Source organism: Campylobacter sp. 2014D-0259 (genome assembly GCF_008000505.1).
GTDB classification, from domain to species: Bacteria; Campylobacterota; Campylobacteria; order Campylobacterales; family Campylobacteraceae; genus Campylobacter_D; species Campylobacter_D jejuni.
Genome location: NZ_VOAQ01000026.1, coordinates 171,420 through 188,538 on the forward strand (window position 1 = coordinate 171,420; position 17,119 = coordinate 188,538).

The window sequence follows — 17,119 nt, forward strand, 5'->3', positions numbered from 1 at the left end:
GGACTTAAAGCTTAGTTTAAAGTATAAAGCTTGTTTGCTCCATCTTGATAAGAAAGAATATTGATTTTTCCATCTTTAAAGAAAATGCTTCTAGCATTAGTGATAGAGCTTGGGAAAGCGATAGTTTTCACTACTTCTTCTTTGACTGGATCAATTACGGCAATCACATTGTGATTTTTGCTAAGTGCATAAATTTCCCCATCTTTAAAAGTCATAGAAGTTACATAAAGATCGCCTAAAGTTTTACCTTCTTTAAGATTTGCTTTTGGAGTAAATTCTCCTGAAAGAACACGATCTTTTAAAGAAACTTTAGAGATTACAAAAGTTTTAGCGTCTTTGTTGTTTGGAACAGTTGCAAGATAAAGATAATTTCCATCTGTAGTCATACTTGCTACATGGTTAAATTTTGCTCTTACGGTATCAAGTCTTCCGCGACCTAAACTTTCGCCTTGACCTTTAAATTTATCATTGCCTTTTACAAAGTCAGCGTATTGTTTAGCGATATCTTCTTCACTTGCATTAGGATTTTTTGCAAATCTTAAGAAAGATTTGTTTGAGCCCATAAGAATGAATTTATCGTTCATATAAGGTATGATACCGATGATTGGATCAATAGTAGCTGAAAAATAAGGATCAAGTTCAAAACCTTCTTTAACGCTAAAATTATTATCTAAGAAAGCTACATCCCATTTAGAACTTGCTACAAATTCGTTATTGATATAATCAAGAGTATTGATGGCTTTGTCAAAATTTATGGTTTGTTCATTTGTGATTTTAAGCTCATCATTGATTTTTGCAAATGGAGCATTGTTGATATCATTATCAAATTTTATGCCAAGTTTTTCACTTGCAGGTGCAAAAGCATAATCAGGAGCTTTAACATCGCGTTTTCCTAAGAAAGAAATATTTTGCCATAAACCATTCCAACCTTCTTTACTCCAAATGATGTATTTTGGATTTAAACTAAATCTTACAGGATCGCCTTGTCCTACATAAGGAGGAATACCTGTGCTAACAAAGGCTTGGAAAACATTTGATGCTACGATGATAGCACTGATTAAAACTGCTGCAAAGCTAAATTTAGTATATTTTCTAAACTTTTCTCCATTTAGTTCAGCTTCAAAAGCATTAAATTTAGGAGCAAAAGCAAAAATCACACCTAAGAGCAATACAACAGCCCAAAATACTACTTCAGCCCAAAAATAAGTATGGATACCAAAAACTGCTAAACCAAAACCTTGATCTAAATCTCTATGAGCGTGATTACCATAGTGAGCAAAAGATTGATAAAGCCCTACTGCTGTCATGATTAAAAGAGCAGCAAGGTATTTACCTTTCATACCATAACGAACAATGAAAAGCGCCATTACACCGATAAAGATCATTGCTTCTCTTTGTCCCCAGCAAAGCGTGCAAGGACTATCGCCCAACATATAACCAAATATCAAATTTGCAATACCTACAGGCAAGAGTATAATCAAAAAGCCTGCTAAACACATTAGTGTGTAGAAATTTTTTGTTTTATTGATTTCGTTCATTTAGCCCTTCCTTACAGATTCATTATTGTTAATAGTGCGCCTGTTTTGTGGCCAACATAGAAAAAAACCATTAAAAGCCAAGCTACCATTACCAAACCAAAAGCCAAATTTTCTTTTTCTGGTTTTTTGATAATCAGTATCAAGGCGATTAAAACTAATAAAAGTTCAAGAAACTCCATAGTATCTCCTTTGAAATAAAAACTGCTAATTTTACTTGAAAAACATAAATTAAAAATAAAATTTTTATTGAAATTTCACGTTAAGTTAAATTAACGTGAAAAAAGTTACTGAAAGCTACTTAATTTTTCGGAGAGTTTAGAGGCACCATTTAGAACATTTTGAGAGATATTATTGATTTCACATGATAAATCTTTAACAGAATTTGCAAGTTCGTTAACTTTATCTATATTTGTTCCTAAGATAAGCATTTTATCTTTTACTTCCATGCTTTTATCTTTCATGGTTTGGGTTGATTCTATAGAGCTTTCCAATTTATGCATAGAATTTACAAGTTCTTGTTGTAAATCATTGGTTTTTGAAGAGGTTTCTTTCATAGAATCATGGATAAGATCCATTAAGGCTTTGTTGTCATTGATTTGTTGGACTATAGTATTAACAGTAGCATTGATGTTTAAAAGAGATTTACTTGTTTTATCAGCAAGCTGTCCAACTTCATCGGCTACAACAGCAAATCCACGTCCATGTTCACCTGCTCTTGCAGCTTCTATAGCTGCATTTAGGGCAAGTAAATTAGTTTGATCAGCTATGTCTTTAATGGAGTTTGTGATTTCTATAATATTATCCGCACTTTGGGTTAGATTGTCCATATTGGCTACTATATTTTGTTCTTTTTCATTGTTTTCATTTATTAAATTTACAAGTTCAGATAGAGTAAGTTCTACTTTATCCATTAGTATGTGCATATCTTGCATATTTTCTATACTTTCTTGTGCTAAATTTCCTGCAAGATTGATATGATCATCTAAAACATGAGTGATTTCTTTAACTCCTTGAATTTGTTCATGTTGCGAATTAGAGCTGTTTTCAAGCATCATAGAGTTGTTTTTGAGTTTTTGTGAATTTTGATGACTTGATTTAGCATTTTCTATGGCTTCTATGATTGAGTTTTGAACGGTGGAAATAAATGAATTAATATATTGAGCACTTTGTCCAAGCTCACTTTTTGGATCTATATTTAAACGAGAGTGTAGATTGGCTTCTTTGCTAGCTAAATTAGCGCTTAGTTTTTCTAAAGTATGAATTGGCATGATGACTTTTTTTAGTGTTAATAAAATAAAAAATACAAATAATACAAGAGTGATTCCAAATACTGCTAAAGCGATATAAAATTTAAATAAATTAGATTGTTCTATAGTATTTTGGGTAAAAGTGTTAAGTTGTTTTAACTCTTTCATGAGAGAATTATTCTCATAAATAGAAGAATTATCTTGCATAATAGAAATTTGCTTTACAATCATTTTATAGTGTTTTAAAAAAAGTTGTAAATTTTCACTTTTTGTATCATTTTTGATTTCTTTCATAAGATTGTTGAGTTGATTTAGTGTTGTTTTTTGTAAAATATTTTCAGTTGAAAGAACGCTTAACATAGAACTCATTGTTTTATAGTTGTTTTTATTTGTTTCATGGTTTTGTTCCAATTCTTCAAAATAATTTTTAGCTAGTTCAAATAAATAAAGTTTTGAATTTACTGCTATGGAATTTGCGGATTTAAAATAATTAAGCTGGATTAGTTTGGCATTAAAAATTTCTTCTGCTTTGTTTATGTCAATCCCAAAAGTTTTAAGTTTTGTAAAGTTTTCTTGCATTTTTTTTATCGCTTGCACACTTGGGTCATAGTTGATAAAATTAAAACTATTTTGAAAAATAGAATTGATTTTTTCATCTGAAATTTCTAGTTGCTGAACTATGTTTATCAAGTCTTTATTGTCTTTAGATGAAGAATAGTTATTAAAAATAATAGCTAATAAAACAAGAATGAAAGTCAAAACTAGTGTAGATAAGATAATAAATTTTATCAAAAATGAACTTTTTTTATTTGTCATGATATTCTCCTGTTAAGCTTTCTAAGAATGCAACTATATTGTCAACTGTTTCTTGATCTAAAAATTTTCCTAGTTGATAGTAAGCCATAAACTGAACACAAGCATCTAAAGTAGGTATAGAACCATCATGAAAATAAGGCGCGGTTTTGGCTATATTTCTAAGACTAGGAACTTTAAATACCATTTTATCAGCTTCTCTTTTTGTGATTTCATAGCGCCCTAAATCTTCTTGGTTTGGGTATTCTTCAAAAATACCGATTTTTTGAAACATATTCCCACCTATATTTTGACCTTGATGACAAGAAATGCAACCATTAGCTTTAAAATCTTCATAGCCTTTTTTAGCTTGAGCTGAAATAGCATTTTGTTCCCCGCTAAGATAGCGATCAAAAGGAGAATTTGGGGTGATTAAGGTTTTTTCAAATTCAGCAATTGCAAGGGCTATGTTTTCTACTGCAACTTCTCCATAAAGTTTTTTAAAAGTTTTTACATAATTTTCATTTGAATTAACTTTTTGTAAAAGAAGTTCAGGACTTAGCCCCATTTCTTTGGGATTGAAAAAAGGTACTGTAGCTTGTTCTGTTAAATCTTTAGCTCTGCCATTCCAAAATTGCACAAAATTAAACACAGAATTAAAGGTTGTAGGAGTGTTAAAGGGTTTATCGAGTTGATTATCAACTCCTATTGAAAATTCAAGCCCATCAACACCGTGTTGATCAAGCCTATGGCAAGTATTACATGAAACTTTTCCATCTTTAGATAAACTTTTATCCATATAAAGACTTTTTCCAAGTTCAGCTTTTTCTTTATCATAAGAGATGGAATTTGGAATAGGGGTTATCATATCTACTGCAAAGACTATATTTGCATAAGATAAACATAAAATCATTATTATTTTTTTCATGATAAATTTCTGCCTTAATTTAAGTTTTTAAAATGACATTATAGTATAATTTTAGTAAATTATTTAATAATTGATATTTTTTATTTAATATTTTTTATTTTATTTTATTACAAAGTTCTCCTAAATTTTCTATGACACAACGCACTTTATCTCCTGATTTTAAAAAAGTAGGTGGATTTAACCCCATACCTACTCCACTAGGAGTTCCCATAGATATAATACTTCCAGCTTTTAAAAGCATACCTGCGCTAAGTTCTTCTAAGACATAAGCAATATCAAAAATAAACAATTGAGTGTTAGAGTTTTGGCGTAGTTCATCATTGACATAGCTTTGAAGTTGGAGTTTAGGAGGATAAGAAATTTCATCTACGCTTGTGATATAAGGTCCCATTATAGTGCTACCTTCAAGACTTTTTGCTCGGTAGAATTGTTTGTGGCGTTTTTGAAGTTCGCGAGCTGAAATTTCATTGATAATAGTATAGCCAAAGATATAATCTTTTGCATCTTTAGCTTTGATTTTATAAGCATCTTTACTTAAAATAAATGCAAGCTCACATTCATAATCAAGCTGAGAAGTTACATCTGCATGTAAAGGTATATCGCCAAAAGGTGCCGTAGCTTGATTGCAGCGTTTTCCAAAATATACAGGATATTCTCTTTCTTCAAATTTTTCACCCTTAAATTTGGCAGATTCTTTGGCATGATCTAAAAAATTAATCCCAAGACATATAATATCTTGGCGAGGTTCTATAATAGGGGCTAGATAATTTTCTTGTGGAATTTCATAGGCTATTTTAGAATCCAAGTCTGTAAGTTTGTGTTTAAATTTATCAAAATGGATAATAAATTCATTCATATCGTTAGTTTCAATGCCAAGATCATCAAAACTTACAATTTTTCCACTAGAATTTAGTACTCCTAGATTGGGTTTTTGACCCTGTATAAAATTAACAAATTTCATTTGGAAAATCTCGCTTTTTTATTTAATTATACTTAAAGTTTTAGCAAGAATTATTTTTTTGTTTTAAAATTTGGTAAAAAAGTGATTGATTGTAGCGTAGTGAAACATCATTTTATTTTATAGAATTGTTGAAAATTTCTTTTATGTTTATTTTTGAGTTGATATTAAAATTTTGATTTTTATATTGAAATTTCAAACGATAAGAATGCAAACACAAACGCAAGGCACCTGTAAGTTTTAAGCGTTCTTTGGGGGTTAATTTTTCATCTAAAATACTTTCGATTTGTTCTTTGCTAAGCCCATAAAGTGGATCGCCTAAAATGGTATGGTTTTTATAGTGTAAATGCACTCTTATTTGGTGTTGTCTGCCTGTTAAGGGTTTGCAGAGTAAAAGAGTAGCGTTGATTTTAGGAAAGTATTCTAAAATTTCAAACTCAGTGATAGCTTGTTTTCCTTCCTTACAAATTTGCATCCTTGTTTTTACATCATCGTAGTTTTTGGCTAAATTTATGGCTTTATCAATTATAAAATTTTCTTCTATTTTTCCGTTAGCTAGAGCAAGGTATTCTTTTTGAACCAGTTTTTTTTCAAACAAAGCTTTAAGATCAATTTGAGCTTTTTTATTTTTGGCTACAAGTATAAGTCCACTCGTTTCTTTATCAAGTCTGTGTGCTACGCAAGCTTCTTTTCCCCAAAGATGCCAAATTTCATCACTAAGACTGTATTTACAATGTCTACCATTTGGATGACTTAAGATCCCACTTTCTTTTTCAAGTATGGCAAAGTCTTCATTTTCAAAGACAATTTCTACTCCTTTGGGATTGTTTTCATAGACTATAAGCTCTACTAAACCATTTAAAATTTCATTCTTTTCTTCTACTAAAATTCCATCACAAAAAAGTCTTTTTTTGTCTATGAGTTTTTGTGCTTCATTTATGCTAATTTTTAAATTTTCCATAAGGACTTGAAATGCCTTTTTTCCATTATTTGAGAGTTTTATTTTTATGTAAGCCATTTAATAACTTTCTTAGGATAATTTGATATAATTTCTGTTTTTTAAAATATAAAATTATAGCTAAAAAGGTTTCAAAGATGGTTGAAAGATATAGCAGAGAAATCATGGCTAAAAAATGGGACATGCAAGCAAAATACGATGCGTGGTTAAAAGTAGAATTAGCCGCTGTAAAAGCTTGGAATAAACTCGGTCTCATTAATGACACAGACTGCGAAAAAATTCTTAAAAATGCAAAATTTGATATTGCAAGAATAGACGAAATAGAAAAAACCACAAAACACGATGTTATCGCTTTTCTTACAAGTGTAAGTGAAAGTTTGGGAGAAGAGAGTCGTTTTGTGCATTATGCAATGACAAGTTCTGATTGTATAGATACAGCTGTTGCTTTACAGATAAAAGAGAGTTTGGAGCTTATTTTAGAAGATGTTTCTTTGCTTTTAGAAGTGATCAAAAAGCGTGCTTTGGAGCATAAAAATACCTTAATGGTAGGAAGAAGTCATGGAATTCATGGAGAGCCTATCACTTTTGGTTTAGTGTTAGCTATTTGGTATGATGAAATTTTGCATGCAAAAGAGCTTTTAGAACATGCAAAAGAAGTGATAAGCTATGGAAAAATCAGTGGTGCAATGGGAAATTTTGCTCATGCTCCTTTAGAATTTGAAGAAGAGGTTTGTAAAAATTTAGGTCTTAAAGCTGCCCCTGTTTCAAATCAAGTGATCCAAAGAGATCGTTATGCTCAAGTTATTTCTGCTATTGCAATTTTAGCTTCAAGTTGTGAGCAAATCGCTGTAGCGATAAGACATTTTCAAAGAACTGAAGTTTATGAGGCTGAAGAGTATTTTAGTGTAGGACAAAAAGGAAGTTCAGCTATGCCACATAAAAGAAATCCTGTTTTAAGTGAAAATATCACAGGACTTTGTCGTGTGCTTAGATCTTTTGTAACTCCAACTTTGGAAAATGTTGCACTTTGGCATGAAAGAGATATATCTCATTCTAGTGTTGAAAGATTTATTTTGCCTGATGCTTTTATCACGGCTGATTTTATGCTTATGCGTCTTACAAATTTGATTGATAAGCTTTTGGTTTATCCTGAAAATATGATGAAAAATTTAAATCTTACAGGCGGGCTTGTATTTTCAGGGAGGGTGCTTTTAGAACTTCCATTTAAAGGCATTAGCCGTGAAGAAGCTTATAAAATAGTTCAAAGAAACGCTATGAAAGTTTGGGCAGATTTGCAAAATGGCAAGGCTGCTATCAATGAAAAAAATGAAAGTTTGTTTTTGTTAGCGCTTTTAAGCGATGAAGATTTAAGAAAAAGTTTGAGCGAAGAGGATGTAAGAAAATGTTTCGATTATAACTACTATACAAAAAATGTTGATGCAATTTTTAAAAGAACATTTAAATAAAAAGCAAGGAAGGCAATGAAAGTTATTAAAAGAAATGGTCGTACAGAAGAATTGGATGTTTCTAAGATCAAAAAATGCACCTCTGATGCTGTAAAAGATTTAGAAGGTGTGAATTTAAGCGAACTTGAACTTGATGCAAAGATTCAATTTCGTGATGGAATTTCAACTGAAGAGATTCAAAAAACTTTAATTAAAACTGCAGTAGATAAGATAGATATTGATTGTCCAAATTGGACCTTTGTTGCAGCTAGACTTTTTTTATTTGATTTATATAAAAAAGTTAATGGTATGAATCGCTATAATCATTTGCGTGAGTATTTTCAAAAGGGTGAAAAAGAAGGAAGAATTTTACTTGGTCTTAAAGAAAAATATGATTTAGATGATTTAAATGCTTATATTAAACCTGAACGCGATATGCAATTTACTTATCTTGGTATTAAAACTTTATATGATAGATACTTGATTAAAGATAGTAAAGGTATGCCTATAGAACTTCCTCAACAAATGTTTATGGCCATTGCGATGTTTTTAGCGCAGAATGAATTTAATCCTCAAGAATGGGCGAAGAAATTTTACGATCTTATTTCTAAATTTGAACTCATGCTTGCAACTCCGACTTTATCTAATGCAAGAACAACGCGCCATCAGCTTAGTTCTTGTTATATAGGATCAACCCCTGATAATATTGAAGGTATTTTTGATTCTTACCAAGAAATGGCTTTGCTTTCTAAATTTGGTGGTGGTATAGGTTGGGATTGGTCTAAAGTGCGTGCTATGGGTGGAAGCATAGATGGGCATAAAAATGCCGCAGGAGGGATTATACCTTTCTTGAAAATTACCAACGATATTGCTGTGGCAGTAGATCAACTAGGAACCAGAAAAGGAGCTATAGCCGTTTATATAGAACCTTGGCACATGGATATAAGTGATTTTATCGATTTGCGTAAAAATTCAGGTGAAGAAAGACGCCGTGCTCATGAACTTTTCCCTGCTTTATGGATCAATGATCTTTTTATGAAAAGAGTAAGAGCTAATGATAAATGGACTCTTTTTGATCCTGCAGATACAGCGGATTTGTGTGATTTATATGGCGAGGCTTTTGAAAAACGCTATGAAGAATATGAAAAAGATGAAAGCATTACCAAAGAAATCGTAGAAGCTAAAGAGCTTTGGAAGAAAATTTTGCTAAATTATTTTGAAACAGGCTTGCCATTTTTATGTTTTAAGGATAGTGCTAATAGAGCAAATCCAAATGCTCATGTAGGAATTATTAGAAGTTCAAATTTATGTACTGAAATTTTTCAAAATACCGAGCCAAATTATTATCAAATTAAAGTAGTTTTTGAAAATGGAGATGAGCTTCATTTTGATGAAGAGCAAAAGGTTGTGATCGATGGGGGATATGAAAAACCAGCCAAAAAAATATCAACTTTAGATAGCATTGATGGTAATAAAGTTTATATAGTGGAAAAATATAAAAATGATGGAAAAACAGCCGTTTGTAATCTAGCAAGTATAAATCTTAGCAAAGTATATACTAAAGAAGATATAGAGCGTGTTGTTCCAACAGCTATTCGTATGCTTGATAATGTAATTGATTTAAATTTTTATCCTCATAGAAAAGTAAAAGATACAAATTTAAAATCTCGTGCCATAGGTCTTGGAGTTATGGGCGAGGCACAAATGCTTGCTGAGGCTAAGATTCATTGGGGAAGCGATGAGCATTTAAATAAAATCGATGAGATTATGGAGCAAATTAGCTTTGAGGCTATTAATGCGAGTTCAAATTTAGCTCTTGAAAAAGGTTCTTATGAAGATTTTGAAGGATCAAATTGGAGCAAGGGGATTTTTCCTATTGATGTAGCAAGTCCTAAGGCTAAAGCTTTAACTTTAAGAGAGGGCTTATTTGATCAAAGTGAATGCGACTGGGTTAAACTTAGAGAAAAAGTTAAAAAAGATGGTATGAGAAATGGTTATTTGATGGCCATTGCACCTACTTCTTCTATTTCTATCTTGGTGGGTACTACGCAGACTATAGAACCTGTTTACAAAAGAAAGTGGTTTGAACAAAATTTAAGTGGTATGATACCTGTTGTTGTGCCAAATTTAAGCCTTGATACTTGGCAATACTATACTCCAGCCTACGAACTTGATCAAAAAATTCTTGTAAAGGCTGCTGCTGTGCGTGGTAAATGGATCGATCAAGGGCAGAGTTTAAATATCTTTTTATCACTTGATAAAGCAAGTGGGGGATATTTAAATGAAATTTATCAACTCGCTTGGGAGCTTGGAGTAAAATCTACTTATTATTTAAGAAGTGAAAGCCCTGATAGTGAAAAAGTCAATGTTGCAGATCGTAGCATAGAATGTGAAGGTTGCCAATAAATACTAAAACCCAATGAAAAGCATTGGGTTTTAAAAGATTAAGAATTGTAAATTTCTTTATCTAGAGCTTTTAGATTTTTTGCAGTACAAAGTGCCGAAGTCATAGCTCCTGAGACATTGCTTGCTGTTCTTGCCATATCTATAATAGGATCTATGGCTAAAATCAAACTTAGCATGACAAAATTATTACCAAATCCAATCCCTGCTAGCATAATAGAAGCTGCCATAGTTGCACTTCCAGGTACCCCAGCTATACCCAAGGATCCAATAACAGCTACCAAAACTATCATTAAAGCAAATGTAAAATCAATATGTGTATGTGTAGCAAAAGCTACAAAAACTGCCGCTAAAGCTGGAAAATATCCCGCACAACCATTAAGTCCTGTTGTTGTACCTATAGATGCTACAAAATTAGCTATAGCTGAATTAACTCCAAATTTATTTTGCAAAGTTGAAGTGGTCATAGGCAAAGTGCCTAAAGAAGATCTTGAGCTAAATGCAAATAACCATACAGGAAAGGCTTTTTTTGCATATTTTATAGGGTTTAACCCTTGTGAAGCAAGAAGTAAAAAATGCACCCCGAACATTATTAACATAGCTATATAAATAAGCATTATAAAAAGTCCAGCTGTTTTGATAGCTTCAAAACCATTGCTTAAAAGCACATTAGCCATCATACAAACTACAGCATAAGGCATAAATCTAATGACTGTAGCAGTCATGTTCATCATAATATTATAAAAGGTTAGGATAAAATTATGAAAACTTTTAAAGGCTTGTTCATACTCTTCTTTTTTAGAAATTTTTTTAGCACTAATTCCTATAAAAAAAGAAAAAATGACAATAGCTATAATATTTTCTTTATTAATAGCTGCAATGATGTTGCTAGGTATTAGCCCTAGTATAATATTTGAAAAAGTTTGAATTTCGCGAATTTGTTTATTTCCTTCATATATAGCAAAATTACTTCCTAAATCAAAACTATAACCTAAAAATATACCCAAGGTTGCAGCTATGGCTGTGCTAAAGAGTATCCAAAAAAGACTTATTCCAAGCAAGGAGGATATTTTGATATTTTTATCAATTTCTATAATTACTTTTATAATGCAAATGCTTACAAGAGGAACAACCAGCATTTTTATAAAAGCTACAAAAACAGAACTTACAAATGCAAACCAATGTTTTGTTTCGCTATACCAAAGAATATTACTTGCTTCTTTAGCATCTGGAAAATTTGCCAAATATTGCAAAGCAAAACCAAACCCCAAACCCATTAAAAGCGCAAATAGCATGCGAAGAGAAAAATTGATTTTTATATCCCGCATTTTTTTTAATGCGTAAAAAACAACACAAAGCATAGCAAGAGTAGTTATAGTATGAGCTTGTGAAAGCATTAGAAAATCTTGAAAAAATTGTTTATCCATAAAAAGTCCTTATAAGAAACTATAATCAAGCACAAGGTATATGAAAATATACTTGCGTAAAGCTTGATTTTATAAATGGTAGCATAACAATATTTTAAATAAGATAAAATTAGTATGATTTATTCTATATCTTTATGTAAGCAATGTTCAAATATAAATTTGTGTTCTTGTGGCAAGGCTTCAAATAAAGCATTTGCTAAATTTCTAATCTCCCAAAGAGCTGATTTTGAACTACGCAAAGAAATGAAATTCTGCAAACTTCTTGCATTAATCGTTAGTGTAAGTTCAGTTTTATAGCTTTCTGGTAAGCAGTATTTGGCTATATCTAGACTAATGCTTTTTTGTAAAATAGTGCGTAAATTTTCTAAGGCTTTAATGCTTGCGTTATCAACCTCTTCATTACCACAAAGCACAAGATAACGGCTTGCATTTTCAAAATCTCCTATTTTAAATTCAGCTTCATTGCGAAGTTCTTTTAAGGTATAACGCGTGCTTTTTACACTAGGACTAGTGTGACGGTGTCTTGCAACTTCTTGTAAGCAAGCTCTTGAAATTCCTTGTATATAAAAAGTATAGTTTAGATGTTCTAAGGTTGAAGCGTGTTTGAATTTGTTGCCCACGCGATCGATAAGTTCTTTATCTTTTTCGCCACCGCAATCGCCTTTTTCAAAGCTTTGCCAACAAGTTCTTGTTGCATGAGAACAAACAGATAATGGAGTGTGAAAAAGTAAAGTGATTTGCATGCTTATTCCTTTTTTGATAAAAATATTTTTTGTAATTCTTGCATTTTTTACTTAAAATTCTAATGAAATAAAAAGTTTTATCAAGCTATAATTAGATAAAAAAATAAGGCTTATTATCAATGAAACAAACAAAATATATTTTTGTAACAGGTGGAGTTTTAAGTTCTTTGGGTAAAGGGATAGCCGCTGCTTCTATCGCAACACTTTTAAAAAATTCAGGGCTTAAAGTGAGTATTTTAAAAGCTGATCCTTATATCAATGTTGATCCAGGCACTATGAGTCCTTTTGAGCATGGAGAGGTTTTTGTAACTGATGATGGAGCAGAAACGGATCTTGATTTGGGGCATTATGAGCGTTTTTTGGATGAGAGTTTATCTCAAGATAATAACTTCACTACAGGACGCGTTTATCAAAGTGTGATTGAAAAAGAAAGGCGTGGAGAATATCTTGGCAAAACCATTCAAGTTATCCCTCATATAGTAGGAGAAATCAAAGATCGCATTAAAAAAGCAGGAGAAGGCAAAGATATACTCATCGTTGAAATAGGCGGAACTGTTGGGGATATAGAAGGCTTGCCTTTTTTAGAAGCTATTCGTGCTTTGCGTTTGGAAGTGGGTAAAAATAATGCTATGAATATTCATCTTACTCTAGTACCTTTTATCAAGGCTGCAGGGGAATTAAAAACAAAGCCAACTCAACATAGTGTAGGCGAGTTAAGACGCATAGGTATTAGTCCTGATATGATTATTTGTCGTAGTGAAAAAGCTCTTGATAGAGATTTAAAAGATAAAATTGCTATTTCTTGTGGGGTGGAAAAAAATTGCGTGATAGAAAGTGTTGATGCGGCTAGTATTTATCAAATTCCACTTAATTTTTTAAAGCAAGATATTTTAAGTCCTATTGCTGAAATTTTGGATTTGAAAAATTTAAAACCTAATATGGAAAATTGGGACTCTTTGGTAAAAAGAGTTATAGCTCCAAGCAATGAAGTTAAAATCGCTTTTGTAGGCAAATATGTGGATTTAAAAGAAAGCTATAAAAGCCTTACTGAAGCTATTATACATGCAGGTGCAGCCCTAGATACTAAAGTGGAGTTAAAATGGGTAGATAGTGAAAAACTTGAAAATATGGAAAGTGCTGAAGTATTTAAAGATGTGAGTGGAATTTTAGTTGCAGGGGGATTTGGATATCGTGGTGTAGAAGGCAAGATAAAAGCCATTCAATACGCAAGAGAAAATAAAATTCCTTTTTTAGGAATTTGTTTGGGTATGCAGCTTGCTTTGGTGGAATTTGCTAGAAATGTATTAAAACTTAAAGATGCAAATTCAAGTGAATTTGATGAGAAATGCCAAAATCCTGTGGTTTATTTGATTGATGAATTTATGGATACAAATGGAGAAAAACAAATTCGTACTGCAAAAACTCCTTTAGGCGGAACTATGCGTTTAGGGGCTTATAAATGTGATATCAAGGAAAAATCCCTTTTGGCTAAGGTTTATAATGAAGCAAAAAGTGTAAAAGAACGCCACCGCCACCGTTATGAAGCAAATCCAAAATATAGGGTAGATTTTGAAAAACACGGTTTGATTGTAAGTGGCGAAAGCAAAGGATTGATCGAAGCAGTTGAGCTTAACTGTCATCCTTTTTTCTTGGCTGTGCAGTTTCATCCAGAATTTACATCAAGACTTGAGCATGTTAATCCTGTGATTTGCGGTTTTATCAAGGCAGCTATAAACTATGAAGATAATTAATAAAAATGAAATTAAAAAAATTTTGGCTTCACGCTTTGAAAAAGATTTGCATACCAAACTTTGTGATCTGCCTTTGCCATGCTGTTTAAAGGATGCATATAAAGCAGCTAATCGCATCAAAGAAGCTGTAGAAAAAAATGAGAAAGTCGCCATAGTAGGGGATTATGATGTTGATGGAATCATTTCTTGTGTTATTATGGCAGAATTTTTCGATGATATAGGTTTTGATTATATAGTAAGAATTCCAAATCGTTTTAAAGATGGATATGGATTAAATGCTGAGATTATCAACGAACTTGATGTGAATTTAATAATAACAGTAGATAATGGAATAGCTGCTCTTGAAGCAGCCAAACTCTGCAAAGAAAAAAATATAGATTTGATTATCACTGATCATCATATGCCTCAAGATGTTTTGCCTGATGCTTTTGCCATTATCAATCCAAAGCAAAAAGATTGTGATTTTCCAGAAATTGAAATTTGTGGAGCTCAAGTGGCATGGTATTTGATAGCAGCTTTAAAAGAAGTTTGCAAGCTTAAATACGATATGAGTAAATTTTTAGAACTTTTGGCGATTGCAATTATTGCAGATATGATGGAGCTTAGAGATTTAAATCGTGCTTTAGTAAGGCGTGGTATAGATCATATTAACAAATCTAAAAGAGCTGCTTTTCGGGCTATTAAGCATTATTATCAAAAGGATAAATTTGCTCTTGATAATATAGGATTTTTAATTGCTCCGCTTATAAATAGTGCTGGAAGAATGGATGATGCAAGTATTTCTTATGAATTTTTACACACTAAAGATTTTAATAAAGCTTTAGAATATCTAGAGCAAATTGTTAGTTTTAATGAAAGTCGTAAAGATGAAGAAAAACAGCTTTTTGAAGATAGTTTAAATCAAATCGATGAAAACGATTCTTGTATTGTGGTATCGGGTTTAAATTGGCATGAAGGGGTTTTAGGGATTGTAGCAAGTCGTTTAGCTAAACATTTTAATAAACCTGCTTTTGTATTTTCTCAAAATGAAGAACACTTAAAAGGTAGCGCAAGAAGTGTTGGCAAGATTGATATTTTAGCTTTAATTTCTAAGACAAATTCTATATTAAGCAATTATGGTGGTCATAAAGGTGCTGCTGGAATCAGTTTAAACTCTGAAAATTTTGAACAATTTAAAAATAAAATCAAAAAAGAATGTTCGCAAATTTCTGAAAGTGAATTTTTGGATACAGATGAAATTTTAGGAATCTTAGAACCTAGTGAAATTGATTTTGAAATGCTTGAAATTTTAGAATCTTTTGAACCTTTTGGACATAAAAATCCACGACCTTTTTTTGTTTTAGAAAATCTTTGTGTAAAAAATAAAAAACTTCTAGGTAAAGATGAAAAACACTTAAAGCTTATTTTAACCAAGGAAAATAAAACCATAGAAGCTTTATTTTTTAATTTTGATAAAGAGCCAGAATTGAATCAAAATATTTCTTTGCTTGGAAGTATTTCTAAGAATGAATTTAGAGGATTAGTAACTCCACAATTTGTTATTAAAGAAATTTTATAAAATTTATAAAATTTTTATTTATTATTTATTAATATTATATAAGTTTCATTAATGAAACGAATTTTAACAAAATAAGGGGAGAATTGTGAAAAAGTTACTATTGTGTGTATTAGTATTTTTATCTATAGGAGCATGTATGGCAGAAGCTAAACCAAAGATTGCTATTTTAGCAACAGGTGGAACGATAGCAGGTTCTATTGATAGTGCTGTTGCCACAACAGGTTATACAGCTGGGGTTGTTGGTGTAGATGTTTTAATCAAAGCAGTTCCACAAATTCAAGATTTAGCTAATATTAGCGGGGAACAAATAGCAAATATCGATAGTTCAAATATGCGTGATGAAATTTGGCTAAAGCTCGCTAAAGAAATCAATAAGCTTTTTGCCGAAGGGGTGGATGGTGTGGTTATAACTCATGGTACTGACACTATGGAAGAAACTGCTTATTTTTTAAATTTAACCATTAAAAGCGATAAGCCTGTAGTTTTAGTTGGCGCTATGCGTCCATCAACTGCTATAAGTGCAGATGGGCCAAAAAATCTTTACAATGCTGTAGCATTAGCTGCTGATAAAGAGTCTAAGGGTAAGGGTGTTATGGTAGCTATGAATGATAAAATTTTAAGTGCTAGAGGCGTGGTAAAAACCCATAGTTTAAATGTTGATGCTTTCTCTTCTCCTGATTTTGGGGATTTGGGTTATATAGTAGATGGTAAAGTCTTTTTCTATAATAATGTTACTAAAGCTCATACAAAAAACGCTCCTTTTGATGTAAGCAAACTCACAAGTTTGCCAAAAGTAGATATTCTTTATAGCTATTCAAATGATGGTAGTGGTGTCGCTGCAAAAGCTTTATTTGAACATGGAACTAAGGGTATAGTTGTTGCAGGTAGTGGTGCAGGAAGTATACATGAAGATCAAAAAAATGTTTTAAAAGAGCTTATGAAAAAAGGACTTGATGTTGTTGTAAGTTCAAGGGTTGTGGCAGGGCGTGTTGCTGTGAGTGATTCAGATAAAAAATTAGGTTTTATTAGTGCTGAAGATTTAAACCCTCAAAAAGCAAGAGTTTTACTTATGTTAGCGCTTACAAAAACAAGTGATCCTAAAAAAATTCAAGAGTATTTTTTAAAATATTAAATTTTTTAAATATTTCTAAACTTAGGGAAATTATCTTCCCTAAGTCAAGCCTTTTAATCCTAATAATAGTATATTATATCTTGCATTTTTTATTATCATTAAAATATAACCCCCATTTTTCAACCCACCAAATACTTATATAAATACTTACACAAATATTTATACTATTTAATCCTTTATTTAATCCCCTTTTAAGTTTAATTGGTTATACTTTCATTTCCTTTTTTGTAAGATATTTT

13 protein-coding genes are annotated in these 17,119 nt (G+C 31.5%); 5 read left to right on the forward strand and 8 right to left on the reverse strand.

Annotation, left to right across the window (positions count from 1 at the left end):
* Positions 1-11: 11 nt before the first annotated feature.
* The 6 genes from dsbI to SR63_RS08470 all read right to left on the reverse strand — a co-directional run bounded on the left by dsbI (position 12) and on the right by SR63_RS08470 (position 6,481).
* Positions 12-1,538 (reverse strand): disulfide bond formation protein DsbI, encoded by a 1,527-nt coding sequence (dsbI, locus tag SR63_RS08445; RefSeq protein ID WP_002859731.1) that lies wholly within the window; start codon positions 1,536-1,538, stop codon positions 12-14.
* Positions 1,539-1,549: 11 nt separating this feature from the next.
* Positions 1,550-1,717: a disulfide bond formation protein Dba gene (gene dba, locus SR63_RS08450; RefSeq protein WP_002779270.1), complete on the reverse strand. Its 168-nt coding sequence runs from the start codon at positions 1,715-1,717 to the stop codon at positions 1,550-1,552.
* Between the two features lie 105 nt (positions 1,718-1,822).
* The gene (locus SR63_RS08455) at positions 1,823-3,601 is read right to left on the reverse strand and encodes a methyl-accepting chemotaxis protein (RefSeq protein WP_147498433.1); all 1,779 of its coding nucleotides are present in this window, start codon (positions 3,599-3,601) and stop codon (positions 1,823-1,825) included.
* Entirely contained in the window at positions 3,591-4,505 is a 915-nt protein-coding gene (locus SR63_RS08460) for a cytochrome-c peroxidase (protein WP_147498434.1), read from the reverse strand. The genes SR63_RS08455 and SR63_RS08460 overlap by 11 nt, the downstream gene beginning before the upstream one ends.
* Before the next feature lie 94 nt (positions 4,506-4,599).
* Positions 4,600-5,466 (reverse strand): fumarylacetoacetate hydrolase family protein, encoded by an 867-nt coding sequence (locus SR63_RS08465; RefSeq protein ID WP_052805813.1) that lies wholly within the window; start codon positions 5,464-5,466, stop codon positions 4,600-4,602.
* A gap of 112 nt (positions 5,467-5,578) precedes the next feature.
* Positions 5,579-6,481, reverse strand: coding sequence for an RluA family pseudouridine synthase (locus tag SR63_RS08470; protein WP_002877921.1), 903 nt, complete (start codon positions 6,479-6,481; stop codon positions 5,579-5,581).
* A 77-nt stretch (positions 6,482-6,558) separates the two neighbouring features.
* Between SR63_RS08470 and purB the strand changes: the two genes are divergently transcribed.
* Positions 6,559-7,887: an adenylosuccinate lyase gene (gene purB / locus SR63_RS08475; protein WP_052774311.1), complete on the forward strand. Its 1,329-nt coding sequence runs from the start codon at positions 6,559-6,561 to the stop codon at positions 7,885-7,887.
* A gap of 15 nt (positions 7,888-7,902) precedes the next feature.
* A complete protein-coding gene (locus SR63_RS08480) occupies positions 7,903-10,272 on the forward strand; it encodes a ribonucleoside-diphosphate reductase subunit alpha (RefSeq protein WP_002888402.1) in 2,370 nt (789 codons plus the stop codon).
* Between the two features lie 38 nt (positions 10,273-10,310).
* Here SR63_RS08480 and SR63_RS08485 read toward each other — a convergent pair whose 3' ends face one another.
* Together SR63_RS08485 and thyX are read right to left on the reverse strand one after the other, a co-directional pair.
* A complete protein-coding gene (locus tag SR63_RS08485; RefSeq protein WP_002868980.1) occupies positions 10,311-11,696 on the reverse strand; it encodes a cation:dicarboxylate symporter family transporter in 1,386 nt (461 codons plus the stop codon).
* A gap of 119 nt (positions 11,697-11,815) precedes the next feature.
* On the reverse strand, positions 11,816-12,439 hold the full coding sequence (gene thyX / locus SR63_RS08490) for an FAD-dependent thymidylate synthase (RefSeq protein ID WP_002853111.1): 624 nt from the start codon (positions 12,437-12,439) through the stop codon (positions 11,816-11,818).
* A gap of 119 nt (positions 12,440-12,558) precedes the next feature.
* Here thyX and SR63_RS08495 point away from each other — a divergent pair, with 119 nt between their 5' ends.
* The 3 genes from SR63_RS08495 (at position 12,559) to SR63_RS08505 (ending at position 16,880) form a co-directional block, all read left to right on the forward strand.
* Positions 12,559-14,190 carry a CTP synthase gene (locus SR63_RS08495; protein WP_002866785.1) on the forward strand — a complete coding sequence of 544 codons (1,632 nt, stop codon included), beginning with the start codon at positions 12,559-12,561 and terminating at the stop codon, positions 14,188-14,190.
* Positions 14,177-15,748, forward strand: a complete 1,572-nt coding sequence (recJ, locus tag SR63_RS08500) for a single-stranded-DNA-specific exonuclease RecJ (RefSeq protein WP_002866784.1) — start codon at positions 14,177-14,179, stop codon at positions 15,746-15,748. The genes SR63_RS08495 and recJ overlap by 14 nt, the downstream gene beginning before the upstream one ends.
* A gap of 100 nt (positions 15,749-15,848) precedes the next feature.
* On the forward strand, positions 15,849-16,880 hold the full coding sequence (locus SR63_RS08505; RefSeq protein ID WP_202032343.1) for a type II asparaginase: 1,032 nt from the start codon (positions 15,849-15,851) through the stop codon (positions 16,878-16,880).
* Positions 16,881-17,119: the final 239 nt, after the last annotated feature.